The sequence below is a fragment of the Acrocarpospora pleiomorpha genome, from assembly GCF_009687885.1.
GTDB lineage: Bacteria > Actinomycetota > Actinomycetes > Streptosporangiales > Streptosporangiaceae > Acrocarpospora > Acrocarpospora pleiomorpha.
Window position 1 is genome coordinate 103,915 of record NZ_BLAF01000009.1, and the last position, 24,130, is coordinate 128,044.

The window sequence follows — 24,130 nt, forward strand, 5'->3', positions numbered from 1 at the left end:
ATGCCATTCAAGCTGCACCGGCTGCTCGTCGTCCGCTGGCCGTCGAAGCCGACCTCAGGAAGCGCCCCCGCCAAGCAGCCTGAGATGGGGGAAGAGCCCGACGTCACGCCCGAAGAGGCCTCCTACGTTTTCACCGCGCCATCTCATGGCGATGGCCACAGGTTCAAGGTCAGCGTCTGGCTATGGCGGCGCTCCACCACAGGCTCGCTCGTTTTCCGACCATGGAAGGAACTGAGGGAAGACAAGGACCATTCCATCAAGGATTACGTCAGGGACATCGTCCGGCGTTCGCTCCGGCGGCACAGCGTCTTCGACGCGGCGCAGGCGGAGGAATCGGCCAATGTCGCTGTGGAGACCTGGCTGGCCAACCTGCCCGCGGACTCGGTGGCAGGTAGGTGGCGCGCGGTGATCGAGGTCGAAGTCCCCGACGAGGTGCGCAAGCTGCGTTGTGCTCACGAAAGTGAGATCTACAAAATCAGGACGCGCGCCGAGCAGATCGCCCTGCGTGTGGACAAGCTGCGTGTGTCGCGAGTGATCTGCGAGGACTTCCTCAAGGAGGCCATGGAGAGCTCGACGGCTCGGCATGCCGTACGGCTTACGCAGGATCTCGACAACGTCGCCGACATCACCGATCAAATGCTGGCTGAGCGAAGGGAGAAGGCGGAGCAGCTTTTCAAGCTCTTCACGAAGATCGTGGACGCGCAGCGTCACGCGAACGCTTTCGAGCTGGTCCTGGCGAGCGAGAGCGCGCTCAGGGCGGCGTTCGAACGGCTAGATGTGCCGCTGCCGCCGCCCGACCCCAATTCGCCGTTCGCGTTCACGGAGGAGTCTGGCTGATCAGGAGATTGATCACGGCTGCGCCGACAGTGCTCGCCATGGCGCTGAGCAGGAGCCAGAATCCCCAGCGGATGAGCCGGTATTTCCAGCTTATGATCTTGCTGACGCGCTGAAGCTGATCGGCGATACGCTCTAGGTCCAGCGTGGACGACCTCAGCAGGGCGTTGGAGACGGCTTGCGGCGAATCGAAGCGCAGTACATCGGCAAAGTACATAAGGGCTGCGTTGTGCTTCCTGCGGTCCAGGCGCGGATACACCGCCGAGGCGAGGGCGATCACCGAGGCGAGGGCGCCAGCAGAGCCGAGCCACCAGAGCCACTCGATGGCGTCGGCCAGCCGAGTGGGCGCCCAACTGCCCGCTAGCAGACCACCGGTAACCGCGCCGAGTCCGATACCGACAATGCCGAGAAGCACCTGGGCCTTGCTGTCTGCCCGATTCAACTCTTCGCGGGCCTCCGTCAGTAGCTGGGCACCATAGGCGCACGCATCCTGCTCGGCGAGTTCCTGCGGGTCGAGCCTTTGACCGGAGAGCGCCTGGGCGATGCGACGAAGCATGCCTCAGCTTTGCATCGGCGCGGCCTCCTGAGTGGATCTTTCTCGGCTTGAGTATCCGGCTGCGCTCGTACCTTCCTCTTGTCCTGAGTAGTGCCGATCTTCAGGGGACATCGATCACTACTCTTGGGAGGCGGCGGAGGTGGGTAGCCGTTGATCACGATGAAATGGTCGCTGGGTTGATGGTGAATTAGCCGCTATCCCAACGGCGAAATGGTCGCGCGCCGGGATGGGTCCTTCGCGGCTTCCTGGAGCTCACCGGACTGGGTGGACCTGCTTTGCGAGGGTTTCGGCGGAGGTTGGGCGGATCGTCTCGGCGGCTGTCAGGAGGGTTGTTTCGTCGACGCCGTGGCTTTCGAGTTCGACCAATGCGCCGCCGCTGTGGGTGAAGACCGCGATTCGCCCCTCCCATCCGTAGCGGACCCACCGATTGCGGGTGGCCGCGCGACAGGGTGGTCCGTTCTCGTTCTTCCACGAGTCGGCGTAGTGCGGCGTCGCGCACGCCTCCGCTGTGGTCGCGGTCGAGGCCCGGCGTACGATCACCTGGATGGCCAGGCGGCTCCCGCCTACATGTTCCGCACCGGTGCGCCGGTACTCCAGCAGGATCACCGGTTCCCCCCGACCGACGCTCGGCGCTTCGGCAGCGTACAGCCCGTGCCCGGCGATGTCTGGCGCCACCAGTGGGACTCCGAGTAGTTCGAAGGCGCGTGCCAGGTGCCACTGTTGGGCGGGCTCCTCCAAGGGAACGGCCAGCACGCAGACGGCGGTGAGTACGCCGAGCGAGGCGATCCTGGACCACCACCGTCTCGTGGGGGCCAGTGCCCAGGCGGCGACGGTGAACCCGGCCAGCGCTGATATCAGGTGCACGCCACCGAGCAGTGAGCGGTCGAAGCCGTAGAAGGTGGTCTCGGGTGCGATCTTCCATAGGGCGTTGCTCAAGGCCAGTGTGGCGATTGCGCCGGTGAGCGCGACGAGAGGCCAGCGGCGCAACCGGACCAGGGCCGCCACGCCCGAGCCGATCAGGAAGGCTGCCAGCGTTATTCCGAGGGAATGCGGACCGCGCACGCCCGAGTGCCCGTCCCACGGCGCGCTTGCCGCCCACATGGCGGCCTGTACGGCCCCGACCGCCAGTCCGACCAGCGCACCCCTGCCCGTCTCCCTCATACGGTCATGATTGCGACCTCGCTCCGCCATAGACCCGGATCTGCATCAACTCCGTACAATTCGGCCACCATGTCCCCACAAGTTGGTTAGCCGGGTCTGGGGGCTATCAGGTCGATTTCCTGCCACATCGCCGGGTCCTTCCAGTAGCCGGTATGGCTGCCGATCCGAGGTGGAGCGTCGCCGTACGTGAACTGGCAGGTTGGCGGGTCGGGGAGTTTCTTGTCGATGGAGTTCTCCCCTTCGTTGACGATCCATCCGCCGATGTAGTCGGTGAGGTAGTAGAAGTTCCGCCAGATGGAGGTCGTCCCGTTCTGCGGGAGGAGGGATTGCGTGAGTTCGTCGGTGAAGTACGCCGGGAAGCCCCAGCGGTAGAGCTTGCGCATCGGTGAGCCGAAGGTGGCCAGGACGACCTTCATGCCCGTGGGCCGTACTTCGTCCGGGCCGTCCTGGCTGAGTGCGGCGGCGGCCAGGATCGCGCCCTGGCTGTGGGCGGCGAGCAGGATCTGGGCGCCGCTGTCGTGCAGGAACCACATCCTGCGCTGGAGTTCGGGGACGGCGCGTTCCGCGTACGAGGGCGGGGAGAGCGGGTGGTAGCCGCGCGGCCAGAATGTGCCGACGTCCCACAGGACGCCGATGACCCTTCTGGTGTTGGGGTTCTGCCAGCCCGCGCGGGCCAGGAGGAGCACGGCCAGTGGCAGCAGGGTCGCGATGGCGGTGCCGAGGCTGGCCACCCAGGGGGAGGGGCGGCGGATGTCGTCCGCCCAGATGTGCATCTCCAGCCAGGCGAACAGGAGGATGCCGATCACGACGATCGAGGTGAACAGCAGGTCGAGGTCGCGTGGCATCTCGGCCACCTTGCGCGCCCTGCTGACCCGCCCCGGCCAGGCCCGCATCTCGGGGGTCGCCCAATCCGGATTGAACGCGCCACCGTTGAGCTTGACCGTGCTCGCCACCCACCCCCGGTCGTCCGGCAGGGGCTGCTCCTTCTCGTAGTATTCGTCGGCGATCGCCTTGGCCGGTTTCGACCAGCCCGCCCGCCACCAGCGGATGGCCTGCCATCCCGCGAAGATCAGGACCAGAATCACCGGCTCGAAGATCAGGTACGCGGCCACGTCACTGATAACCGGAAATACGGCGATAATTCGCCCACTGTCCGGGACAGGCTCGGTCGCGGCGAACGTGTACTTGATCTCGCCGAGCGTGTCGGCCACCCGGACGATCAGGCCGACCAGCACGGTGTTGGCCAGGCCGAACGCGATGGTGAGCACGATGAAGGGCGCGCCCCAGCGGAACGCCGTCAACCGCCCCGAGTTGACGACCCCGACCACGATGATCCCGATGGCCACGATCAGCGCCACGATGACCCAGCCGTACGGGCGGTCGATCACGTCGAGCATGAAGTACATGCCCACGAGCGCCGCGGCCACGACGACCAGCTGAACCGTACGCAGGGGCTTCTTCCGGTCCAGAGCTGCGGCGATCAAACAGACGGGCACGAGCAGCAGGGCGACGATGATCCCGCCGTACACCCAGTTCATGACCGGCCGCAAACCCGGCAGCTCATGCGGAGTCATGGCATTCGGCACCACCGCCATCATGGCGGGCTCCAGCAGAGCCATCGCCCCGGCGAGCAGCAGCGCCCCGATCGCCGGCACGGTCAGGATCAAGCCGAGCCACCGGAGCGGTCCAATCACCTTCTCCGGGATGACGGCGAGCACGGCGACGACGAGCACGGCCACGGCAATCCAGACAGAACCGGACCACAGCCACTCCGGAGCCAGGCTTCGCCCCTCCTGGATCCGCATTCCGGGCGCCGATTCGAGCGTGCCGTGCACGGTGGTCGCGATCATCAGCGCCAGCAAGGCCAGGCCTGCGGCTATGTGGATCTTGCCCAGATAGCGGGTGTAAGGGCCGGTGTTCCAGAAGTCCAGGTTCCGCAGCCCGCCCTCAAGACTGGCCGCGTTCTGTACGCACGGCTGGCGCGGCCCCGGGTTGCCCGGCGGCCTCACCGACTCGTACCGGCGCTGCGTCCGGTACGTGAGAACCGCCAGCAGCACGAGCAGCAGCAGCGGAACCACCGCTCCCAGCAGGATACGCCGACCGGGGAACGAAGCCACCGAAGCCATCCGGAACGGGCTCATCCACCACGAGTCCGCGCATTTGATGTTGCCGCCGCACTGGTAGCCGACGTAGTCCATGGCGACCGCGCTCACCAGGAGCACCACGTTCACGGTGAGGGCGAGCGCCGCCACCCGTGCGAGCACCGGAATATCGCGAATCGTCTGGCCGTCCGCGTCACGGTGAACGGCCACATCCACCCCGCCAGGTTGGCCAGGGCGAACGGGAGCAGCAGCAGCCACAACACGCGTATGCCGCTGCGGGAGGTCATGCCACCCCACGAGTACCCCTCGACGTGCCGGCCACTCGCGTCCGCCGTCCGGAAGAAACCGGAGATATGGTCGCCGCCCACGTGCTGGGGAGCCGCGTCGGCGAGCAGATGCTGCGGAGTCGACCCGCCGACGCCGTGCACCCGTAACTCGGTCGGTCCTTCCAGGGTGACCGGTGGCGGCACCATGCCGGACCCTCGGTCTTCCGTCTTCATCCCGAAGATCGGCACAGGCATGGCGGCCACCTGGGGTCGGCGCGGATACGTTGCTGTAGGGGATCGCGGCGCCAGGGACGAGGGTTACAGGTGTCAGTCGGCGACTTCCAGGCGTACGCGGCGGAAGCCCTTGCCCTTGCTTTCGATTTTGGCGACGCGGATGCGGCCGATCCGCCGCCTCACCGCCAAAGTCGGTCCAAGGGCGCGATGATGAGCTTCTCCTCGAACTGGTAGGAGAGGTCGCCGAGGTTCAGAACGACTCCTCCTATGAACCTTTCTCCAAGGAGTTCACGGAGAGTACGCAGTCCTCTCAGGTCGGTGTCGCGAACTTTGGAGCCTGCTTTGATTTCGATCCCGGCGACTCTGCCGTCCCAGGTTTCCAGCACAATGTCGACTTCATCGCCGTCGCGGGTACGAAAGTGTGACGCGGTGATGAGTTCGTCGGACCAGCTGATCTGTTTCAGTATCTCGCCGGCCGCGAAGGTTTCGACAACATGACCGAACTCGGTGAGCGCCCCGGGGTCGCGGCTGTTGACTTTGGCCGCGCTGAGTCCGAGAAGCCAGGCGGCGAGGCCGGAGTCGACCATGTGGATCTTAGGGAGACTGCCAACTCGGGAGTTAAGCGTCTTCCCCCAGGCGGGGAGGCGATGCGTCATGAATACGGCTTCGAGCAGGGTCGCGTAACGACTCGCGCTACTGGACTCGATTCCAATGCTTTGACCGGCCTTCACGATATTGAGAACCTGGCCCGTCTGCGCCGCGAGCTGGCGCAGCAGCCTGGGGAGCGCGTCCCGCTGACGAACCTGGGAGATTTCCAGGACATCACGCATGACCACGAGATTGATGTAGTCGTTGTACCAGGAGGTTCGAGCTCGGAGACTCTGTCGTTGCAGCATCGCCGGATAGCCCCCCGCCAGAATTCTTTCAATGTAGTCGGCCCGGCTGGTACTTGAAGCGGTCCGGCTGATCAGGCTGGCCGGGTTGGTGAAGAGCTGATGGACGAAACGTTCGGCTCGTCCATCGAGCTCGCCCTGAGAAAGCGGCAGCACGTTGATGACATGAGCGCGACCGGTGAGCGACTGCGCGGCCTGAGGCAGAAGGGTGTAGCGAGTCGAGCCGGTCAGGACGAACCTACCTGGGCTCATCCCCTTGTTGAGCTCTGCTTTGATGGCGTCGAGCAGCTCCGGAACGTGCTGAAACTCATCGATGAGTACCGGACCGGGGCCGGAGACCATGAAGCTGGGGTCCTCAATCGCAGCCCGCCTCGCGTCAGGCCGATCGAGATCGAGGATAGGTCGTTCCAGATCCTCGGCGAGTGCCGTCAGCAAGGTGCTCTTTCCTACCGTGCGCGGCCCGGTCAGGATGATCACAGGCTCTTCCGCAAGGCGTTCACGAAGCACCGGGAGAAGCCGACGCGGACGCAGTCCATCTCGTGCCTTCACGCCCTCAGTCTCGCATGGATGGGGAAGTTGCCAACCTTCTACTGGGGAAGTTGTCGGCTATTCCGTGGGGAAGTTGCCGCAGGTTGGTGTCGAACCGAAGACGTGATCAGCGATAAGGGGCGTAGCGGACGCGCCGCCTGGCCAGGGCGCCATGGATGGTCGACGCCTGGCCTTGTCAGTCTCCTACTTCCAGGCGTACGCGGCGGAAGCCCTTGCCCTTGCTTTCGATTTTGGCGACGCGGATGCGGCCGATCTGGCGGGTGGAGGCGACGTGGGTGCCGCCGTCGGCCTGGCAGTCGAGGCCGACGATGTCGACGATGCGGACTTCCTTGACGTCGTCGGGGATCAGGTTGGTGGCGGTGCGGATGATGTCGGGGATCGCGAAGGCCTCGTCGCGGGGGAGGACGCGGATGTCGACGCGGCGGTCCGCCGTGATTTCGGCGTTGCAGGCCGCTTCGACGGCCTCCTTGAAGCCGGGTGGCACTTCGGGGAGGTTGAAGTCCATGCGGGCGGTTCCGACGACGCCTGTTCCGGGGGTTTTGGCGGGTTCCATGTTGCCGCCGGTGACGAGGGCGCCGTAGTCGCGGAAGACGACGCCGCACAGGACGTGGAGGCCCGAATGGGTGCGCATCAGGGCTGAACGGCGATCGTCGGCGAGGGCGGCGCGCACGATGGTGCCGGGTGCGGGCAGGGGCTCGCCTTCGACGGGGATCAGGTAGAGGTCGTCACCTTTGCGTACCCCGGCGATCCGGGTTTCGACGCCCTGCCACAGCAGGGTGCCCTCGTCGGCGGGCTGGCCTCCGCCGCCCGGATAGAAGGCGGACCGGCTGAGCACGATGCCTTCGGGCGTGGCGTCGAGAACCGTCGCCTCCCATTCCCTCAGGTCCTGATCGGCAAGTTCAAGCCGTTCCGTACGGCCATGAGCATCCATCCCCGCAGCCTAGTTCAGCCGCTGAAAAGGTCCTCAAGGATGGCGCGGGCCCGACCCGATTGATGGGCTTATGGGGTGTCGATTGCTTCGACTGTCCAGGTGCAGCCGATGGATGTGATTTCTAGGGTGAAAGTGCCTGGGGTGGTTTGGGGGGTGGTCTTGTCGGTTTTTGTGCCTAGTTCGGAGATGGGGTTGGCGATGGTTTGGGTGCCGGATTTGATGGTGATGGCGACGTGGCCGGTGCCGATGGGGTTGGCGGAGCAGTCGTAGGTGTAGTGGATTTGCCAGGATGCGTCCACGGTGAACTGGGCTGTGGTCTTGTTGCCGGTGCCGTTGTCGGACATGAGTACGTTGCCGGTGGCGGCGGGGGGTTGGGACGCGGGGTCTGCGGCTGGGGTGGCGGGCGGGGTGTTGGGTGGTACGGCGGCTTCCTGGGTTCGTGAGGGTGCCAGGGGCTCGCGGGCGGGTGGGTCGTCGGCGAGGACGACGTACAGGGAGAAACCGCCGCCGACGAGCATGAGGAAGGCGAGCGTGAAGAGGGTCGCCATCGCGGGGATGGGGTTGGCGCGGGGCGGAGCGTAGAGGGGTTGCTGGCCTTCGTACCCATATGGGTTTGACATCGCTCGCTCCGGAGTTGGGGACCCCCTGAAGATCGCACGATTGTAAGGGGTGTTGCTAGATCACACCGGGTCGTAGGGTGGGAAGGAGCCCCTCACCTGGGGATTGTCCAGCCGGTGCGTTCGCAGAGTTGGGCGAGGGTGATCTCGGCGCGCTTCCACTGGAAGCAGTTGTTCAGGTGATCGGCGCATTGGCCGGGGTCGGCGTCGGGGATGCCCAGGACGCGTAGTTCGTTCGCGAAGTCGGTGGCCTGGTCCTGCTGCTTGGCGCTGAGGTTGTGCCAGATCATGGCGTTCCTCCCGGGGGTTGGGCAGTCGTTTCCACCGTAGTCAATTTCGGGGGATCTGGCGGATGGCGTACCGGGAATGAAAACGGTTCCCGATGCATTACACGGCGCAGAGAGGAGTGCCGATGGCCAGAAACGAGCTCCGACCTGTGATCAAGCTCCGTTCGACGGCTGGGACCGGGTTCACGTATGTGAGCCGGAAGAACCGCCGTGAACACCCCGATCGGCTGACTTTGAAGAAGTACGACCCGATCGTCCGCAAGCACGTGGTCTTCCGAGAGGAGCGATGACCATGAAGAAGAACCTGCACCCCGAGTATCACCCGGTGGTCTTCCGCGATCCGACGACAGGATTCGCGTTCCTCACCCGATCGACCGTCACCAGTTCCAAGACGATCGAATGGGAAGATGGCCAGACATATCCCCTGGTCGACGTGGACGTGTCCTCGGAAAGCCACCCCTTCTACACCGGCCGCGGCCGCATCGTCGACAGCGCGGGCCGCGTCGAGCGGTTCAAGCGCCGGTACGGCCGGTAGCGGCTCCGGCCAAGGGCGCCCAAGCACAGGGCGCCCAGCGGCCGGACGCGTGTCAGGGAGCCACGGCGACGGCGTGGAAGAAGATGTCGCTGTAGGGGATCTTGCGGGGCGTGAAGGCGATCTTGCCTGGGCACAGGCCGCGTTTGCGGAGGTTGTTCACGATCTGGGGGACGGCATCGACGGAGGGCTGGGCCCAGTCGTGCATCAGGATGATTCCGCCGGGCTGGAGGGTGTCGGCGGCGGCCACGATCTCCGCGGTGGTGGCTCCAGCCCAGTCCCGGGAGTCGACCGTCCACAGGACTTCGAGGAGCTTCAAGCGCGCCGCGTCGGCTCTCACCTGGTCGTTGGTCTCGCCGAACGGGGGGCGGAACAAGGTGGGCCGGTCGCCCGTGATCCGGCGAAGTACGCGCTGGGTGTCGGCTATTTCGTTGAAGGCCGCGGGTTCGCCGATCTGGGTGAGGTGCGGGTGGGTCATGGTGTGGTTGGCGATCCACATGCCGGCGCGCTGCTGGGCGCGTACGAGTTCGGGGTGGGCTTGCGCGGCGGTGCCGGTGTTGAAGAAGGTGGCTTTCGCGTTGGCGGCGCGCAGGGCGTGGAGCAGGCTGGACGTGGTCTCCGGGGTGGGGCCGTCGTCGTAGGTCAGCCCGACGTACCCGTTCCTGCAGTGGAATGAGGTGGTTCCGGCCTGCGCGGGGATCGGGGCCGCGACCACGAGCGCGGCCGCGGTCAGCGCGGCGAGCCTGGACGGATGGGACGGTACGGCGCAGAGGCGATCGGTCAGGCGGCGCAGGTGTCTGATCATCTTTGCTCCTGGGGGATCTCGGCGCTGTCGACTGGGGGTCGTGGGAGCTTGGGGACAAGCTCATCCGAAACATTTCGCGAGAATCTACGAATTGTTTCGGAGCAACATATGACGCCTCCCGTATCCGGGCAACCAGGGCCGGACCCCGAGCCGTGATCAGCCCGGACAACGATGAAATGTTCACGGAGGTGCGCCGGTCGGAGACCGCCGACCCACCGCCGACGGCCTACCCAGCTCGACCTACTTCAGGACCCGATACCGCAGGTGAGTCGCATGGCGGGATTCGATCACCTCGGCCCGTTCCAGCTGGATCGCACCGCCCAGGTGCTCGAACAGCCGGGTGCCGTCGCCCAGGAGCACCGGGGCGACGTGCAGGAACAGCTCGTCGACCAGCCCGGCCGCCAGCGCCTGCTGGATGATTCCGGCGCCGCCCATGATGTGCACCAGCTTGTCCCCAGCGGCCACGATGGCCTGCTCGATAGCGTGCTCGATGCCCTCGGTGACGAACGTGAACGTGGTCTTGCCCTTCACGACGACCTCGTGCGGACGGTGGGTGATCACGAACACCGGCATCCGATAGAACCCGTCGACACCCCAGCCGCCGGTCGCCTCGTACACCTTGCGGCTGGTGATGACCGCCCCGGCGATCTGGCGCTCCTCCCCGATGGCGAAGTCCATGCCCCGGTCCTCCTCGACCCAGGCGTGCAGGATCTCGCCGCCCTCGCCCAGTCCCGGGAACCGGTCGAGGTCCGGGCCGGTGACGAAGCCGTCCAGCGACATCGATATGTTCGCCTCCACAAGTGCCATCCTCTTGATCCTTTCCATCGCTGCGCCGTCCTCTATGGCTTGTTCACCCCATACAGACGTGCCTGCCTGGGGAACTCATCGGTCCTTTGCCGGCCTCGCGCGAGTACGCGTACACCCGCGCGAGAATGGGCGTGGCCCGGACAGGAGGAGCACTGTGGACGGCGACGAGCCGGACTTCGACGACCTCACGCGCCGCTATCGGCGCGAGTTGCACGTGCACTGCTACCGGATGCTCGGCTCTTACGACGAGGCCGAGGATCACGTCCAGGAGGTGTTCTTGCGGGCCTGGCGCTCCCGCGAGAACTTCCAGGGCCGATCGAGCGCGCGTACCTGGCTCTACCGGATCGCGACCAACGCCTGCCTGGACACGCTGCGCCGCGACGCCCGCCGAGCGGCCGGGGCGCCATCGGGCACCGAACCATCCGTCGCGGCCATGCCATGGCTGCAGCCCTATCCGGACGCTCTGCTCGCGGAGTTGGCCACCGATCAGCCTGACCCGGAGGCGACGGCGGTGAGCCGGGAGACGATCTCGCTGGCGTTCCTGGCCGCGATCCAGCTGCTGCCGCCACGGCAGCGAGCGGTGCTGATCCTGCGCGACCTGCTGACCTGGCCCGCCGCCGAGGTCGCCGCCCTCATCGACACAACCGTGCCCGCGGTCAACAGCGCCCTGCAACGCGCCCACGCCACGCTGCACCACCGCTGGCCCAGAGGCAGGCTGGACTGGTCCCCGGCCACCGAACCCGACGCGGAGCAAAGCCGATTGCTCCAGCGCTACATCGCCGCCCACGAACAGGCTGACCCGGAGGCATTGATCGCGGTATTGCACGAGGACGTCCGGCTGACCATCTCCCCGGCGATCGGCCAATGGATAGGCCGCGAGCAGGTCGCCCGCGCCTTGCGCGACGGCATGACCACCCTCGGCCGCTGGCGACTCCTACCGACCACCGCCAACGGCCAGCCCACCCTGGCCGGCTACCTACGCCGCCCCACCGACGAGGCATACCACCCGTTCGTCCTCTCCGTCCTCCACATCGAGTACGGCCGGCTAACCGACATCACCGCCTTCGAACAACCATCGATGTTCCCGGCCTTCGGCCTCCCCACCAGCCTGTGACCCACGTCCAGACGGATTCGACATCGTTTCTGCCCACCGCAACCGCAAGCACCAGCGGGGCTTAGTAGACGTAAGCGCTGTTGGCTGTTAGGCCCACTGGGGACACCAGTTGGTTGGGGAATATGTACTGGAATGGGCCGCTGAGGGTGCAGTTGGTGGAGTTGTAGAGGACGGCGGTCTTGGTGTTGCGGTTTATGGCGGATTTGACTCGGCCGCCGCCCCAGCCGTGGGCGGTGAGGTCCACGCATACGCCGGTTGCCGGGTTGAGGGCGCTGGCGGTGAAGACGGTGCCGGTGAAGGAGGGGCCGTCGTACAAGCAGAGAGGACCGGGGAACGGGCAGGGGGTGGCGGCGTTCGCGGGGGCGGGGAGCAGGACGGTGGCTGCCGCCACGGCGAGGGCGGTTCGGACCCATTTTCCCGGCATGTCGTCTCCTGTTGGTCGATAGGTGCTCGTCCTATCAGGAGCCCCGTAGCCGGGGTCAACAACGCGTGATAGTCGGACGACCGACCAATTCACCGGAAATTTCGTTGCATAGGGTGCCACCTGCAATATCGGCCTGACCTGGTCTATCGCGTACAACTGGGACTCCAGATGAAAGCTTCACGGATCCATTGACTCGTGGAGTCTGGACGTGGAGCGGTCGTCTGTGTAATTTCCGGGACATGCCGGACTCGGGAGTGAGGCACGCCCGCGCCATCGCCAGTCGTTATCGATTGGTTCGGGAACTGGGGCGCGGTGGGACGGGTTCGGTGTGGCAGGCCCACGATGAGGTGCTCACGCGGGACGTGGCGCTCAAACGGGTGCCGGTGCCCGTACACGCCACTCCGGCCGATCGGGACCAGGCGGCGCGCCGGATCCGGCGATGGTCCAGGGCGACAGCCCGGCTGCGGCATCCATCCGTGATTCGAGTGCACGACGTCGTCGACGACTCCGACGGCCTGTGGATCGTCATGGAACTGCTCGACGTGGAGTCGCTGGAGGACCGGCTGGCACGCCTCGGCCCGCTGCCGGAGCGCGAAGCGGCCCGGATCGTCCTGCACGTGCTGGACGCGCTGCGGGTCGCGCACGCGGCAGGAATCGCGCACGGCGATATCAGGCCAAAAAACATCCTCCTCGGCCCCGACGGCGAAGTGGTCCTGACGGACTTCGGCATCGCGCCGCCGTCGGGCTACCCGACGATCACCACGCGCGGGACGATCGTGGGCTCGTTGTCGTACATGGCGCCAGAGCGGATCAGAGGCGACGAAGGCGGCCCGGAGAGCGATCTCTGGTCGCTGGGGGCGACGCTGTTCGCGGCCGTCGAGGGCGAGCCGCCCTACGACCGGCGCGACCCGGTGGCCGCGCTGACCCAGGAGCCGCCGCCGGTGCAGCGGACCTGGCTGCTGCGCCCTGCCCTGCTCGGGCTGCTACGCCGGGATCGGGCCTCGCGGATCACGGCCGACCAGGCCATCGACCTGCTCACGATCGCGGTCGCCGATCTGGATCGGGAGATCATGGAGATGCCCGACGCGGTCCAGAGTTCAGGGGAATTCGCCTGGTTCGCCCGCCACGAGGACACCGGACAGGGCAGCGAGGGGATTCCGCGTAGACGCGGCGCGCACGGCGTGACCTGGTGGGATCGGGGCTCCGCCGCGCTGCGGGACGGAACCGCCCACTGGGCCGCCTGGCTGGAGGCCACCTACGGCGCCCCGGACGTCGTCCGTACCCCCACCATCTCCGGGCGACATGTCCGGAAATCTCGTTTCTACGGGCTGTTAGGGCTCAAGGACTCGCGCGCCCAGACGGGGTTCACCGCGTCGCTGCTGAGCATGGTCGGCACCACGCTCGTCGCGTTCTCGCTGCCGGTCTCGGTCCCGTGGATAATCGTTCTGCCGCCCGCCTTCATGGCCCTGCTCCTGCTGATCGCTCCATCCCTGCCGGAATCCCTGACCCCGGACGCGGGCTGGCCGCGCTGGACCCTCGTGGCCGGCACCCTCCTGCCGTTCAGCGGCGCGACCATCCTGCTCGCCTCCGCCGGCGCGTTCCAGATCTCGATGATCGGTGTCGGACTCTGGCTCGGCTATCTCAGCGTGCTCACCTGGCGTCTCAGCCCGGTCGCCGCCGTCGCCCCCCTGGTCGGCTCGGCCGTCTACCTGGTCAGCCTCGCCGTCGGCCTGCTCGAACTCTATTCCGGTACGCCCCTGCTGCGCTTGCCCGCTGCCGTCCTCCTGGCCCAGGTCGGCGCCCTCGCCGCGGCCTGGTGGTCGGGCTGGGCGGCTTCGGTGGTCTGGCGGCAGCAGTATCGCCCGATCTCCATGGCAGCACTCCAGGAGAGCTCCTGAATGTCGGTGGCAACCTCTAGATTTTGAGCTATGGGTGTGAGCGTCGATGAGTTCCTGGACATGCTGAATGAGCTGCCCGAGGTCAAGCAGGGCCACGGCAGCGAGTGGATCTCCCTGAAGGTCAATGGCAAAGGCTTCGGCTACCTGTGGGAGCGAACCGAAACCGTGGGCCTCAAATCGACGATCGAGGAGCAGCTGGCCCTGGTGGCCGAACGGCCCGACATCTTCGAGATCCAGTTCACCGCCGGGCGGTTCGGCTGGGTGGTCGTGCACCTGACCAAGATCGACCGCGAAGAGCTCTTCGAACTGGTCACCGAGGCCTGGCGTCTCACCGCCCCCAAACACCTGCTTCAAGCCGCCGGCCTGGATGATCTTCCCTAATATCAGACCGTGACCCCCGACCTTCCGTTCCGTCCCACGCCTCTCACCGACGAGGAGGAGGCCCGCTTCCGATCGGTGATGACCGGCGAGGTGATCCGCCACCTCACGACCTCGGGCACCTTCTCCATCTCGGCCGACACCCCGGAAAGCCGCGCCCGTTTCCAGGACATCGCCCGCCTCGTGAGCGACGCCCTCCACCGCCCGGTGACCAGCTACTCCAACGGCCGCCGGATCACCATCACCTTTCCTCCCGACGCCACCGCGTAGGACCCTCAGGTCAGGGGGACTGGCTCGGGGCGGGCGCAGGTGGTGGTGATCGGGATGGTCTGGGCTGTGGTCGTGGAGGTCAGGAGGGATTCCATGATGTCCAGCACGTGCAGGGCCAGCGGTGCCGAGGCGCGGGGGAGTTGGCCGGGTGGGGTGGCTGTGAGGTCGGCCAAGCCATAGCCGCGGGAGGCGTTTCGGTAGCCCGCCAGGGTGGGAAGGGGCTGCCAGGTGCCGTCGATGGGGTGGACGAGGACCTCGCCGTCGAAGGTGTTGGGGTCGGGAACGATCAGGGACGCTTTCTCGCCGTGAACTTCGATGGGGACAGCCCTGGTCGCGGCGGCGTCGAAGCTCATCACCAGCGTGGAGAGAGCGCCGGAGTCGTGGATGAGGATTCCGGTCACGTGCGTGTCGACGGTCACGGGGATCGTCGTGCCCGCACGCGGGCCTGAGGCGATGGTCCGCTCGGGGCGGGCATGGCCGGCGGCGCCGATCACCCTGCTGACCGGGCCGAGCAGATGGATCAGCGCGGTGATGTAGTAGGGGCCCATGTCGAGAAGCGGGCCGCCGCCGGGGGCGTAGTAAAAGTCAGGGTTGGGATGCCAGCGTTCATGTCCAGGCGTCACCATGACCGCGGTGGCGGCGATGGGCATGCCGATCAGGCCGTCGTCCACGTGCCGCCGGGCGGTCTGGACGCCCGTGCCCAGGACGGTGTCCGGAGCGCACCCCAGGCGCACCCCCGCGGCTTCCGCGGCGCGCATGACCTGCAGGGCCTCGGCTTTGGTGGCGGCGAGCGGCTTCTCGCCGTACACGTCCTTGCCCGCGGCGATCGCGGCCAGCGCCACGCCGGCGTGCGCGGCCGGCACGGTCAGGTTGAGCACCACATCCACGCCGGGATCGGCGACCAGCTCGGCCGCGGACAGGGCACGGGCGCCATTGGCCACGGCCACCGCCTCCGCCCGCGCGCCGTCCAGATCCGCCACAGCCGCCAGGCGCAACCCGGGCAACCGCCCGATAGTCGTCGTGTACGCCCCTGAGATCGCCCCGCACCCGACGATCCCGACATTCACCTGCTCGCCCATACCATCCCTCGCTCGATGACGGTACGGACGCTGGGGTCCCGCAGCACGTTCAGGTCATGGCCGGGCGTGGCGACGAAGACGCGGCCCGCACCCCAGCTCCTGGTCCAGATCGCGGGCACGGTGACCGCGCGATGCCACGGAGCCCGCGCCGGATGGGTGGTCGTGGCGAGCACCTCGTTGTAGTCGTCGGCGAGCACCCAGTACTGCTCGGTGACGAGGTCGAAGTCGGCCAGTCCGGTGGTGATCGGGTGATCGGCCGCCTCGGGCAGCATGGTCACGCGATACGGGATGAAACAGTTGTCCTGCGCGCCGTCCACCTGCTCGTGCGGCGGCTTCGCCGGATGGCAGGCGAACTGGCCGCCGACCAGATGCAGGTAGTCGGGGCTGTTCCGGAAGGAGTCGACGATGCCGCCATGCCAACCGGCCAGACCGGTCCCCGCGCTCACGGCGGCCGACAGCCCGGAACACTGCGCCGATGTGATCTCGCCCATCGACAGGCACTGCACGATCAGGTCGACGGTCGCCATGTACGCGGCGTCCGCGTACGGCTCCGGCGAATCGCACACGCGTACGTCGAAGTGCTGATCGCGGAGGTAGGGGATGAACAGGTCGGTGGCGGCGACCGGCTGGTGCCCTTCCCAGCCGCCGCGGACCACAAGGGCATTCCGGTTCTCGTTCACGAGGCCAATCCGGTCAGGAGACTGCATTGCCGGAATTATCCCCGAATAAGCGGATCAGAGGAAACCCTTAACGGTCCGGGCGGCGTGGTGGGGGTTACCGCCCGGACCGAACGGTTTACGGCCTGGGGCGGCCGTAGTCGAGGGGGAGGGCCTGCAGGCGTTCGACCGGGATCTCGGAGAGCACGAGGTATTTCTCCACGCCGTCGGGGACCAGGTCGGTGGGGTCGAAGAGCAGGGTGTAGGGGTCGACGCCGCCATTGTCGGCCATGTACGGGCGAGGGTCTTCGGCGTAGGTGACCAGGGCGCCGCCCTTGTCGGTCATGATCAGGCCGTACTCCTGCATGGCCCGGGCGATCGTGCGGGCGGCGGGGCTGGTGAGGGTGCTGACGTCGAAGGTCGGGTCCAGGCGGAAACGCTGGCCCTCGCACGGGATATCGGCGCCTTCGACCCAGCCGTCGTTGCGGGAGGCCGGCCAGGAGTTGCAGTTCGCCCGGGTTCGGACCGTGACGATGTTCAGGGCGTGGTCGATGCGGCCGCGGCGGAGTTCCTCGATCCGGATCGAGAACGCGCCGAAGGGCAGGCCGGTGGCGGTCGCGCCGAGCGGGTTGTCGAAGATGCCGGGGTTCCTGGAGTAATGCTCGATCTTGCCGCCCCAGCAGGCCGACCAGTTCCCGGCGGTGTCCTTCTCGGCGCGCCAGAAGTCCCAGTAGGTGTCGGTGGACGGCTGGTAGATCGCGACCGAGGCGTCGGTGCCCTTGGAGACGATCATGTCAGGTGGAGTGGGGACGGCGGCCAGGCTGTCGGCGATCACCGGGGCCAGGTGGGGGAGGTTGAGGCAGTCGGAGAAGGTCCACTTCTTCTTCGGGGTGTGGCGGCCGACGGTGTAGATGGGGGCCGAGTATTCGTCGGTGTTGATGGCCCACGAGCCGAAATTCTGTTCCTTGTCGAGCTTGATGTTGTCGACGATGGCCTGGGAGTTGGGCGCGAGCCGTACATAGCGGGGGATCTTCGTATTCCACGGGCCCTTGGCGGAGAAGCCGTTGGTGGGGCCGTGGTGGGACGAGGCGAGCGAATGGCCGGGCAGGGCCAGGATGGCGGTGGCGATCAAAGCGATCACTGATCGTCTGCGCATGAGGGGTCAGGCCTCCTATTGACGGGAAAGGCGTGATCTGGCAGCCGCAGTGGCGGATCGCCTGGTCGGCGGCCATGCGGCTGGATGCGGGTGGGTTTGACGATCAGCGTAGGTCGCGGGTGTTTCCAGGACTTCCGGGTCGCACCCTAGGGATTTCGTGTGGCCACCCTGGTTCTGGCAGCACCTGGCGGAGTTCGTCGCGGGTGCCGATGTCGAGTTTCCTGAACACGTTGGTGAGGTGGAATTCGATGGTCTTCACGCTGAGTACCAGGCGTTCGGCGATCTCCCGGTTGGAGTTTCCGGCGGCGGCCAGTGTGACGACCGCGCGCTCGGCGGGGGTGAGCGCGGCCAGCGCCGCCGGGGGTGCGTCCAAGGTCATCCCGGCCTGGCTCGCGGCGTCCAGGGTCTGGATTGCGTAGGCGTTCGCGCCGATCGCGGTGAACCGTTCAATCGCGACGCGGAAGGAACGTTCGGCTCCCGCGCGGCGGCCCAGCGCGTGCAGGCTCCGGCCGACGGACAGTTCGATTCGCGCCGCTTCCAGGCGCATGCCGGTCTCCTGGGCGATTCGCAGGGCGACGCGGTATTCGTCCAGCGCCTCCTGATGCCGTCCGGAAGCGGCCGCGATCTGGGCTTTCACCCGGGCCACACACATCTCCACGGATTTACGGCGAGACGACCCGAGCCGGACCTGGAACCGCGCGAGCGCTTCGGCCGCTTCGGCGACTCGTCCCAACCGCGAAAGCGCGTCCGCCCGCACCGGCCCGAGCAGGTGCGTACCCGGCTCCTCCACCGGATAGATCGCCTCCGCCTCCTCAGCCGCCGCCAGCAACCACGCCGCGTCATCCCTGGCCTGAGCGAGTACGGCTTGCGCCGCGGCCGCGTACACGATCCCCGCCGGGGTTCCGACCTGGCGCGCCCACCGGCTGGCCTGCTCCGCGTGAGCCTCGGCCCTGGCCCATTCCGCCTGCGCCGCGAGCGGATAGCAGGCGATCGCGTGCAGCATCGCGTAGTCCCAGACGCGGCTGTTGTCCTCCGCGTCCCCGACCGCGAGCTCCGCGTGCAGCACGGCCTCGCCGAGCGCGCCCAGCCGGTATTCGGCCTCCCCGAGAAAGCCCAGCGCCTGCCCGACCCGCAACGGCTCCCCCCGCGTGGCCCGGTTCACCGCCGCCGCCAGATCGCTCCGGCCACCCTCCAGGTCATCCGTCCACAGCCGGATCATCCCCCGCGCCACCAGCCCGTCCAGCCCCGACGGCGCCCCCGGCGCGTCCACCCCCGCGAGCGCCTCGAGCGCCTCCGCACTCCGCCCGACCACCGCCAGCCCGATCGACTTCGCGAACCACGCGAACGCCGCGACCCACGGCTCCTTCGCGGCCGCCACCGCCGTCGTCGCATGCTGGCTCATTTCCGGGTACGACACCGTCAGCACGCCGAGGATCGTCAACTGAGACGCGATCCGGGCCTCCAAATCGACGGGCTCCCGCACGTGCCGTTCACCCGACGCCAACGCCCGCCGCAACGCCGCCGCGGCTTCGCCAACCTGCCCGGTCAGCAAAAGCTGATATCCAAGCACATAGTCGGCCCACCGCTGGATACCGTCCCCAAACGGCAGGCTGGCGGGCTCACCCGGTCGAGAGATTCTGTCCCCAGGCGGCCGGTCGGCGATCCCGCTTTGTCGCTGGATTTCGCCTTCTGATGAAGGGCCGACAGTGTCGTTGGGTTGAGAGGGGCCGCTGTCCGATGGCCGGTCGGCGGGCTCGCCCGGTCGGGAGATTCGGTCCTCCGGCGGCCGGTCGGCGGTCCTGCTTTGTTGTTGGATGTCGTCTTCTGATGAGAGGCCGACAATGTTGTTCAGTCGAGGGAGGCCGCTGTCCCATGGCCGGTCGGCGAGCTCGCTTTGTCGCTGGATGTCGCCCTCCGATGACAGGGTGGCGACCTCGCCCTGATATTCCAGACTTGTCGCGATATCCCCCGCGACCAGCAACGCCTCGACCGCCGCCAGCAGCCGAGGCCCCCGCGTCACTCCTGTTGGCGTCAATTCCAGGGCATGCCGCCACAGCACGGCCGCCAGCGGTATCCAGCCCTGCGCCAGTTGCTCACGCGCCGCCCGCTCGACATCTCCCGCCAGTTCCTCGTCCTGCCCTTCCGCGCCGGCGATCCGATGCCACAACGCTCCGGCCCCGCCCCGCCGCGCCGCCCGCCGATGCAGCTCGCGCCGCCACCCGCGATCGACCTCGTGATAGACCAGCCCCCGCACCATCGCCCCGGGAAACCCCAGCTCCATCCCCGCCGATCCCGGCACCTCCTCCAGCAGGCGCAGCTCGATAGCCTCGCTAACGGCCTTCCTGAAGATCTCTCCGGCGACAGGCGATCCAGGCATATCGCCCGATGGGCCCGGCTCGATCGCCTCGGTAACGGCCTTCCTGAAGGTCTCCTCGGCGGCAGGTGATCCGGACATATCCACCAGTGGGCCCGGCTTGGTCGCCTTCGTGGCGGGGGTCGGCGTTTCCACCAGGGTGCGGAGGGCGGTGAGGGTGGATTTGGTGCCGAGGACGGACGCTGCGGCGAGGACGTCGCGGGTCGCGGGAGAACATCGTCCGAGGTGTGATCTGAGGGTGGTGGTCAGGGTTCGGGGAGCGGGGAGGGGGCCGTGGCCGTAGTTGATGGCGTGGAGGGGGAGTTCGTTCAGGAGGTGGCGGGCGTGCAGGGGGTGTCCGCCGGTGTGGGTGTGGAGGCGGGCGGCGCCGCCGGGGGAGAGGCCGGGGTGGCCGTGATCGACGGCCAAGCGGATCAGGTCGGGGGCGGTCAGGCCGGGGAGGGAGAGGCGGAGGCCGCGGTCAGAGTCGAACAGGCGGCGCCAGTTGTCGTCGAGGGCCGGAGCGGGGCCGTCGTGGATGATCCGGTCGAGCGGGCCGGGCGTCTGGTGGATCACGATGAGCAGGATCGGGTCGGCCAGCAGGCGGCGGGCGGCCAGGCGGATGGTGGCCAGCGAGAGCCGGTCGGCCCAGTGGGCGTCGTCGATGACGAGGACCAAGTCCTTGCGGTCCTGTAGTTCGCGGGCCAGCGCGTGGCCGATGAACACGGGGTCCGCGCGCGCCTCCCAGGGGGTGCTCGGTGACCCGATCGCCGGGAGGGCTTGAGCGATCTGGGTGAGCACACCCCAAGGGAGATCGATCTCCGCTTCGTCGCCGCTGGCCCAGACGAGGGATTCCGGTTTGGCTTCGCGGAGGAAACGGCGTACCAGCGCGGTTTTCCCGATACCCGGATCGCCGTCAATGCTGATGATTCGAGTCTCGTTGTGCTGGGCGCTTTCCCAGGCCTGGCTGAGAACGGCGAGTTCGCGCTCCCGCCCGACGAAACCACTTTCTGGCACGATCCCGCCTCGCCTCCGTGGACAACCGCCGTACGCACGATTGAACTGCTGAACGGCCGTTAAGGCGGGCATTCTTCACGACACCGATTCCCGGGTCTGGAAGGTCGCCAGACGAGAAGCGACCGGTTCCGGGAGCCCAGCTTCCAGAGCAGCCGGGTGTCTCCACTGTTTCAAGTCGGCGTCCGGCCCGTCGATCCCTCCGCGCTCGAAGAACTCCGCGATCTCGGCGTCTGTCTCGTCCGGCTTGGCAAGCCGGCGGAGACCTTCCGCGGGCTGATCCAGAATCCTGGAGACCCTGAGGCTCGAAGCCTGCTTGGAGAGGATCCGCGAAGCTGCGACCTCCGACAGAACTCGCGATGAATATTTCAATCCAGGCTTCCGGCGAACGGGCCCGCCGTCTCATCGATGAGCACGCTGAACCCGCATCCCAGAGGGGACCAATACACCGCTCCGGCCGCCCGTGGACACGCTCCCATACCCCGAGAGAGCGCTTTCTCCTATCCTTGCTCAATGGAACTAGCGGAGATCCGCACCTACCCGGTCAAGTCCGCCAAAGGCATTTCCCGCCCCTCCGCCCAAGTCCTCCCCTGGGGTCTGGAAGGCGACCGCCGCTGGGGCGTGGTGGACCCGCTGGGAGAATTGATCTGGGTAGGCGAACACCCCCGGCTCCTCTCGGTTTCGGCCGCCGAAACCCCCGGAGGCGACCTCCTCCTGTCAGCGAGAGGCATGGGCCAGCTCAAGGTCCCCCCGGCCATCGGCGACACGATCCCTCTAGGGTGCTCCACCCTCGACCGAGCCGTGCTCGCCCACGCCGATGCCCATGAATGGTTCACCCGCCTGCTCGGCAAGCCGGCCCGTCTCATCTGGCTGGACGACCCGCGACGCCGGACCATCACCGAGGAACAGGGCGGCCTCTGGGACGGCCCCCTCCACCTGGTCTCCCGGAGTTCGCTGAGACGTCTCGACGACTTGATCGCCGAGGGCGCCTTGGAACGCCAGGAGCTCCCCCCGGACCCCCTCGACGTCGCCCGCTTCCGGCCCAACGTCATCATCGACGGTGCGGAACCCTTCGCGGAGGACGCCTGGACGTCGGTCCGCATCGGCGAGATCGACTTCCGCGTCTCGGCGTTGTGCGACCGCTGCGCCGCCACCATCTGGGACCCGGCCACTCAGGAACGCGGCAAGGAACCCCTGAGAACCCTGGCCAAACACCGGCGCTGGGACGGAAATACGTGGTTCGGCATCCGCCTGGTGCCCAAGAATCTCGGCGAGCTGAGAGTCGGCGACGAGGTCCGGCCGGGCTAGCCGGTCAGGCGCTTCAACACCACTGCCGGATCGGTGGTCCGCTATTTGGGGGCACGTGCCCGGGCCCGGATGCGCCGGGGGCCGGGTCCGGGCACGTGCGTCGGGGAAGGTGTCAGGGGAGTTCGAAGGCGGGGGTGAGGGCCGCGCCGCGGTGGGGTTTGTACTGGTCGTAGCCGCGCGGGTTGCACTGGAGGCCGCCGTTGATGCAGTGCGTGACCAGGGCCTGCAGGATGGCGGGGTTGTCCCAGGCGTTGAAGAAGTCGTAGTGCCAGGTGTAGCCGCGCCCGCTGGAGAGGCGGGCCTGGGTGAGGTCGCCGCTCGCCGGGAAGGCGATCTTGAATTCGAGCATCGGCACGGGGACCGGATGGGACGCCGGGCAGTAGCCGCTGACCGGGTAGGACATGTGCGCCTTGTGGTCGGCGCTGTCCAGGTTGACGCCGTCCCAGCAGCTGGGCGCCTGGTAGCGGACGTTCACCTGGCTCCCCGCCGGGCAGTTGGTCGGAATATCCCAGCTAAAGGAGATATTTCCGCATTCGAAGCCTTCGACGGCGCCGGGGGAGTCGCGGAACTGCTCCAGGGTCGCGGTCGGGCTGCCGACCACGAACCGCAGGCCCTGCGGGAACGACTGGACCCGCCAGTATTCGAGGATGCCGGACTTGTAGTAGATGACCTGGTCACCGATGGGCTGGATCAGCTCGGCGCCCTTGTAGAAGCTCGGGAACCAGTAGGCGGAGCGGTCGTGCGGGTTGGTGCAGGAGGTGCTCCCCGCGAGGAGGGACGCCGCCGTGCTGCTCGCGTTGGTCGTGGTGTTGCCGACGAAGGTGTGCATGTGGGACGCGCCCGGCAGGCCCGGGTAGACGATCGGGTCGTCCGGGCGGTTCTGGGTGAAGGCGCAGTTGGCCTGGAACTCGTGGTGGGTGACCTCGTCGGTGAAGGTCGGGCTGGGTACGGGGGTGGAGCCGCTGCCGCCGGTGCCGTACACCTTGAACTCCCAGAGGGAGTAGCCGTAGCCGGTGCCGCGGGCGGTGCCGTACATGCGGATGTAGCGTCCGGAACCGGTCACGTTGAGGGTCTGGGTGCCGCCGGTGCCGGTCGTGGTGGAGTAGATGTCCGTCCACGTGGTGCTGTTGGGGGATGTCTGGATTTTGAAGCTCTTGCCGTACGCGCCTTCCCAGGCCAGCACGACCTGGGAGATCGTCGCCGTGGCGCCGAGGTCGACCTGGATCCACTGCGGATCGCTGAACGCGCTGGCCCACCGGGTTCCGTTGTTCCCGTCGACGGCCGCTCCGGCTCCGTAGCCCCCGCCCTCAGTGGACGAAGCGGACGCCGGACGGCCTTGCGACAACAGGCTGTCCGCGGCCGCCGCCGTGGCGACGACCGTGAGCCCCGCGCTGACGAGCGCGACAAGGGCGGCGATGACCAGGCCTAACCGATACCGGCCCGATCCTCTGGATGAATGCACAGCCTCTCCTTATGCATGGGGGGTGCCCCGCCGTCCAAACGGACCACGAGGGGGAGAGCGCTCTCCAGTGAGACTGTCCCTCTATATCCAGCCTTGTCAAGACATCCGACTTGCCCAATCCGAAATCCCCAGTTCACACGCGTGAAACCGGCGTGCTGGTACGACCGCTCGATGGAGAGCGCTCTCCATCGAGCGGGTCATCCGACCGGGGGTGTGATCGTGGTGGTGAGCGGGAGAGTGCCGGCGGAGGGGCCGGCGAGGACGACGTAAGGCCCGGGGTCGGTCTGCCAGGAGTGGTGGACGGGCGACCAGTGCTGGTACGACCGGGCGGTCAGGCGAAGGACCACTTCAGTGCATTCGCCGGGATCCGCGGTGGCGGGGGCGTAAGCGGCCAGCCAGCGGTGGGGGCGGGAGATCGTGGGGCCGGGGTGGGAGAGGTAGAGC

Annotated in this window: 26 protein-coding genes; 8 read left to right on the forward strand and 18 right to left on the reverse strand. The window is 67.3% G+C overall.

Annotated features, from left to right (window positions below):
• Entirely contained in the window at nucleotides 1–837 is an 837-nt protein-coding gene (locus tag Aple_RS08800) for a hypothetical protein (protein ID WP_155344003.1), read from the forward strand.
• On the opposite strand, the gene Aple_RS08805 is transcribed toward Aple_RS08800, so the two are convergent.
• The 8 genes from Aple_RS08805 to Aple_RS08840 form a co-directional block, all read right to left on the reverse strand.
• On the reverse strand, nucleotides 818–1,390 hold the full coding sequence (locus Aple_RS08805; RefSeq protein WP_155344004.1) for a Pycsar system effector family protein: 573 nt from the start codon (nucleotides 1,388–1,390) through the stop codon (nucleotides 818–820). The two genes, Aple_RS08800 and Aple_RS08805, sit on opposite strands and share 20 nt — an antisense overlap.
• A gap of 252 nt (nucleotides 1,391–1,642) precedes the next feature.
• The gene (locus Aple_RS08810) at nucleotides 1,643–2,551 is read right to left on the reverse strand and encodes a hypothetical protein (RefSeq protein WP_155344005.1); all 909 of its coding nucleotides are present in this window, start codon (nucleotides 2,549–2,551) and stop codon (nucleotides 1,643–1,645) included.
• Nucleotides 2,552–2,637: 86 nt separating this feature from the next.
• Nucleotides 2,638–4,815, reverse strand: a complete 2,178-nt coding sequence (locus Aple_RS08815) for a hypothetical protein (protein WP_155344006.1) — start codon at nucleotides 4,813–4,815, stop codon at nucleotides 2,638–2,640.
• Nucleotides 4,779–5,174: a hypothetical protein gene (locus Aple_RS08820; RefSeq protein WP_155344007.1), complete on the reverse strand. Its 396-nt coding sequence runs from the start codon at nucleotides 5,172–5,174 to the stop codon at nucleotides 4,779–4,781. The genes Aple_RS08815 and Aple_RS08820 overlap by 37 nt, the downstream gene beginning before the upstream one ends.
• Before the next feature lie 158 nt (nucleotides 5,175–5,332).
• Nucleotides 5,333–6,523 carry an ATP-binding protein gene (locus Aple_RS08825; RefSeq protein WP_218038197.1) on the reverse strand — a complete coding sequence of 397 codons (1,191 nt, stop codon included), beginning with the start codon at nucleotides 6,521–6,523 and terminating at the stop codon, nucleotides 5,333–5,335.
• A gap of 247 nt (nucleotides 6,524–6,770) precedes the next feature.
• Nucleotides 6,771–7,526, reverse strand: coding sequence for an alanyl-tRNA editing protein (locus Aple_RS08830; RefSeq protein ID WP_155344009.1), 756 nt, complete (start codon nucleotides 7,524–7,526; stop codon nucleotides 6,771–6,773).
• Nucleotides 7,527–7,594: 68 nt separating this feature from the next.
• A complete protein-coding gene (locus tag Aple_RS08835; RefSeq protein ID WP_155344010.1) occupies nucleotides 7,595–8,146 on the reverse strand; it encodes a hypothetical protein in 552 nt (183 codons plus the stop codon).
• 92 nt (nucleotides 8,147–8,238) lie between these two features.
• Nucleotides 8,239–8,433, reverse strand: coding sequence for a hypothetical protein (locus Aple_RS08840; protein WP_155344011.1), 195 nt, complete (start codon nucleotides 8,431–8,433; stop codon nucleotides 8,239–8,241).
• 122 nt (nucleotides 8,434–8,555) lie between these two features.
• Here Aple_RS08840 and rpmG point away from each other — a divergent pair, with 122 nt between their 5' ends.
• On the forward strand, nucleotides 8,556–8,720 hold the full coding sequence (gene rpmG / locus Aple_RS08845) for a 50S ribosomal protein L33 (RefSeq protein WP_155344012.1): 165 nt from the start codon (nucleotides 8,556–8,558) through the stop codon (nucleotides 8,718–8,720).
• Nucleotides 8,721–8,722: 2 nt separating this feature from the next.
• Nucleotides 8,723–8,965 (forward strand): type B 50S ribosomal protein L31, encoded by a 243-nt coding sequence (locus tag Aple_RS08850; protein ID WP_155344013.1) that lies wholly within the window; start codon nucleotides 8,723–8,725, stop codon nucleotides 8,963–8,965.
• Nucleotides 8,966–9,017: 52 nt separating this feature from the next.
• Here the strand turns inward: Aple_RS08850 and Aple_RS08855 are convergent, their stop codons facing one another.
• Together Aple_RS08855 and Aple_RS08860 are read right to left on the reverse strand one after the other, a co-directional pair.
• Nucleotides 9,018–9,767 (reverse strand): polysaccharide deacetylase family protein, encoded by a 750-nt coding sequence (locus Aple_RS08855; RefSeq protein WP_218038198.1) that lies wholly within the window; start codon nucleotides 9,765–9,767, stop codon nucleotides 9,018–9,020.
• A 240-nt stretch (nucleotides 9,768–10,007) separates the two neighbouring features.
• Nucleotides 10,008–10,574: a dihydrofolate reductase family protein gene (locus Aple_RS08860; protein ID WP_155344014.1), complete on the reverse strand. Its 567-nt coding sequence runs from the start codon at nucleotides 10,572–10,574 to the stop codon at nucleotides 10,008–10,010.
• A 154-nt stretch (nucleotides 10,575–10,728) separates the two neighbouring features.
• Between Aple_RS08860 and Aple_RS08865 the strand changes: the two genes are divergently transcribed.
• Nucleotides 10,729–11,688, forward strand: a complete 960-nt coding sequence (locus Aple_RS08865; RefSeq protein ID WP_246264269.1) for an RNA polymerase subunit sigma-70 — start codon at nucleotides 10,729–10,731, stop codon at nucleotides 11,686–11,688.
• Nucleotides 11,689–11,749: 61 nt separating this feature from the next.
• Here Aple_RS08865 and Aple_RS08870 read toward each other — a convergent pair whose 3' ends face one another.
• A complete protein-coding gene (locus Aple_RS08870) occupies nucleotides 11,750–12,112 on the reverse strand; it encodes a peptidase inhibitor family I36 protein (protein WP_155344016.1) in 363 nt (120 codons plus the stop codon).
• A 239-nt stretch (nucleotides 12,113–12,351) separates the two neighbouring features.
• Here Aple_RS08870 and Aple_RS08875 point away from each other — a divergent pair, with 239 nt between their 5' ends.
• Genes Aple_RS08875 through Aple_RS08885 form a run of 3 tightly spaced genes read left to right on the forward strand, consistent with a single transcriptional unit; the run spans nucleotide 12,352 to nucleotide 14,658 of the window.
• Nucleotides 12,352–14,010 (forward strand): protein kinase domain-containing protein, encoded by a 1,659-nt coding sequence (locus Aple_RS08875; RefSeq protein ID WP_155344017.1) that lies wholly within the window; start codon nucleotides 12,352–12,354, stop codon nucleotides 14,008–14,010.
• A gap of 30 nt (nucleotides 14,011–14,040) precedes the next feature.
• Entirely contained in the window at nucleotides 14,041–14,391 is a 351-nt protein-coding gene (locus Aple_RS08880) for an MmcQ/YjbR family DNA-binding protein (protein ID WP_155344018.1), read from the forward strand.
• 9 nt (nucleotides 14,392–14,400) lie between these two features.
• A complete protein-coding gene (locus Aple_RS08885) occupies nucleotides 14,401–14,658 on the forward strand; it encodes a hypothetical protein (RefSeq protein ID WP_155344019.1) in 258 nt (85 codons plus the stop codon).
• A gap of 5 nt (nucleotides 14,659–14,663) precedes the next feature.
• Here the strand turns inward: Aple_RS08885 and Aple_RS08890 are convergent, their stop codons facing one another.
• The 5 genes from Aple_RS08890 to Aple_RS08910 form a co-directional block, all read right to left on the reverse strand.
• Entirely contained in the window at nucleotides 14,664–15,737 is a 1,074-nt protein-coding gene (locus tag Aple_RS08890) for a Gfo/Idh/MocA family protein (RefSeq protein ID WP_155344020.1), read from the reverse strand.
• Nucleotides 15,722–16,417: a ThuA domain-containing protein gene (locus tag Aple_RS08895; protein WP_155344021.1), complete on the reverse strand. Its 696-nt coding sequence runs from the start codon at nucleotides 16,415–16,417 to the stop codon at nucleotides 15,722–15,724. The genes Aple_RS08890 and Aple_RS08895 overlap by 16 nt, the downstream gene beginning before the upstream one ends.
• 115 nt (nucleotides 16,418–16,532) lie before the next feature.
• Entirely contained in the window at nucleotides 16,533–17,549 is a 1,017-nt protein-coding gene (locus Aple_RS08900; protein ID WP_155344022.1) for a DUF4124 domain-containing protein, read from the reverse strand.
• A 103-nt stretch (nucleotides 17,550–17,652) separates the two neighbouring features.
• On the reverse strand, nucleotides 17,653–20,919 hold the full coding sequence (locus Aple_RS08905) for a helix-turn-helix transcriptional regulator (protein WP_170321354.1): 3,267 nt from the start codon (nucleotides 20,917–20,919) through the stop codon (nucleotides 17,653–17,655).
• A gap of 75 nt (nucleotides 20,920–20,994) precedes the next feature.
• Nucleotides 20,995–21,288 (reverse strand): hypothetical protein, encoded by a 294-nt coding sequence (locus Aple_RS08910; RefSeq protein WP_155344024.1) that lies wholly within the window; start codon nucleotides 21,286–21,288, stop codon nucleotides 20,995–20,997.
• Nucleotides 21,289–21,429: 141 nt separating this feature from the next.
• On the opposite strand from Aple_RS08910, the gene Aple_RS08915 reads away from it, so the two are divergent.
• Nucleotides 21,430–22,224 carry an MOSC domain-containing protein gene (locus Aple_RS08915; protein ID WP_155344025.1) on the forward strand — a complete coding sequence of 265 codons (795 nt, stop codon included), beginning with the start codon at nucleotides 21,430–21,432 and terminating at the stop codon, nucleotides 22,222–22,224.
• A 112-nt stretch (nucleotides 22,225–22,336) separates the two neighbouring features.
• Here the strand turns inward: Aple_RS08915 and Aple_RS08920 are convergent, their stop codons facing one another.
• Both Aple_RS08920 and Aple_RS51910 read right to left on the reverse strand, forming a co-directional pair.
• A complete protein-coding gene (locus Aple_RS08920) occupies nucleotides 22,337–23,686 on the reverse strand; it encodes a DUF1996 domain-containing protein (protein WP_155344026.1) in 1,350 nt (449 codons plus the stop codon).
• Nucleotides 23,687–23,883: 197 nt separating this feature from the next.
• On the reverse strand, nucleotides 23,884–24,130 hold a 247-nt coding region (locus Aple_RS51910), incomplete at its 5' end, for a fibronectin type III-like domain-contianing protein (protein ID WP_170321355.1).

Excerpts from the sequence above, each read along its gene's own strand:
- Aple_RS08870 (WP_155344016.1), bottom strand. The coding sequence starts at position 12,112 with ATGCCGGGAAAATGGGTCCGAACCGCCCTCGCCGTGGCGGCAGCCACC.
- Aple_RS08915 (WP_155344025.1), top strand. The coding sequence starts at position 21,430 with ATGGAACTAGCGGAGATCCGCACCTACCCGGTCAAGTCCGCCAAAGGC.
- Aple_RS08840 (WP_155344011.1), bottom strand. The coding sequence starts at position 8,433 with ATGATCTGGCACAACCTCAGCGCCAAGCAGCAGGACCAGGCCACCGAC.
- Aple_RS08880 (WP_155344018.1), top strand. The coding sequence starts at position 14,041 with ATGGGTGTGAGCGTCGATGAGTTCCTGGACATGCTGAATGAGCTGCCC.
- Aple_RS08860 (WP_155344014.1), bottom strand. The coding sequence starts at position 10,574 with ATGGCACTTGTGGAGGCGAACATATCGATGTCGCTGGACGGCTTCGTC.
- Aple_RS08855 (WP_218038198.1), bottom strand. The coding sequence starts at position 9,767 with ATGATCAGACACCTGCGCCGCCTGACCGATCGCCTCTGCGCCGTACCG.
- Aple_RS08900 (WP_155344022.1), bottom strand. The coding sequence starts at position 17,549 with ATGCGCAGACGATCAGTGATCGCTTTGATCGCCACCGCCATCCTGGCC.
- Aple_RS08800 (WP_155344003.1), top strand. The coding sequence starts at position 1 with ATGCCATTCAAGCTGCACCGGCTGCTCGTCGTCCGCTGGCCGTCGAAG.
- Aple_RS08850 (WP_155344013.1), top strand. The coding sequence starts at position 8,723 with ATGAAGAAGAACCTGCACCCCGAGTATCACCCGGTGGTCTTCCGCGAT.
- Aple_RS08820 (WP_155344007.1), bottom strand. The coding sequence starts at position 5,174 with ATGCCTGTGCCGATCTTCGGGATGAAGACGGAAGACCGAGGGTCCGGC.
- rpmG (WP_155344012.1), top strand. The coding sequence starts at position 8,556 with ATGGCCAGAAACGAGCTCCGACCTGTGATCAAGCTCCGTTCGACGGCT.
- Aple_RS08810 (WP_155344005.1), bottom strand. The coding sequence starts at position 2,551 with ATGAGGGAGACGGGCAGGGGTGCGCTGGTCGGACTGGCGGTCGGGGCC.
- Aple_RS08835 (WP_155344010.1), bottom strand. The coding sequence starts at position 8,146 with ATGTCAAACCCATATGGGTACGAAGGCCAGCAACCCCTCTACGCTCCG.
- Aple_RS08875 (WP_155344017.1), top strand. The coding sequence starts at position 12,352 with ATGCCGGACTCGGGAGTGAGGCACGCCCGCGCCATCGCCAGTCGTTAT.
- Aple_RS08805 (WP_155344004.1), bottom strand. The coding sequence starts at position 1,390 with ATGCTTCGTCGCATCGCCCAGGCGCTCTCCGGTCAAAGGCTCGACCCG.
- Aple_RS08830 (WP_155344009.1), bottom strand. The coding sequence starts at position 7,526 with ATGGATGCTCATGGCCGTACGGAACGGCTTGAACTTGCCGATCAGGAC.
- Aple_RS08890 (WP_155344020.1), bottom strand. The coding sequence starts at position 15,737 with ATGGGCGAGCAGGTGAATGTCGGGATCGTCGGGTGCGGGGCGATCTCA.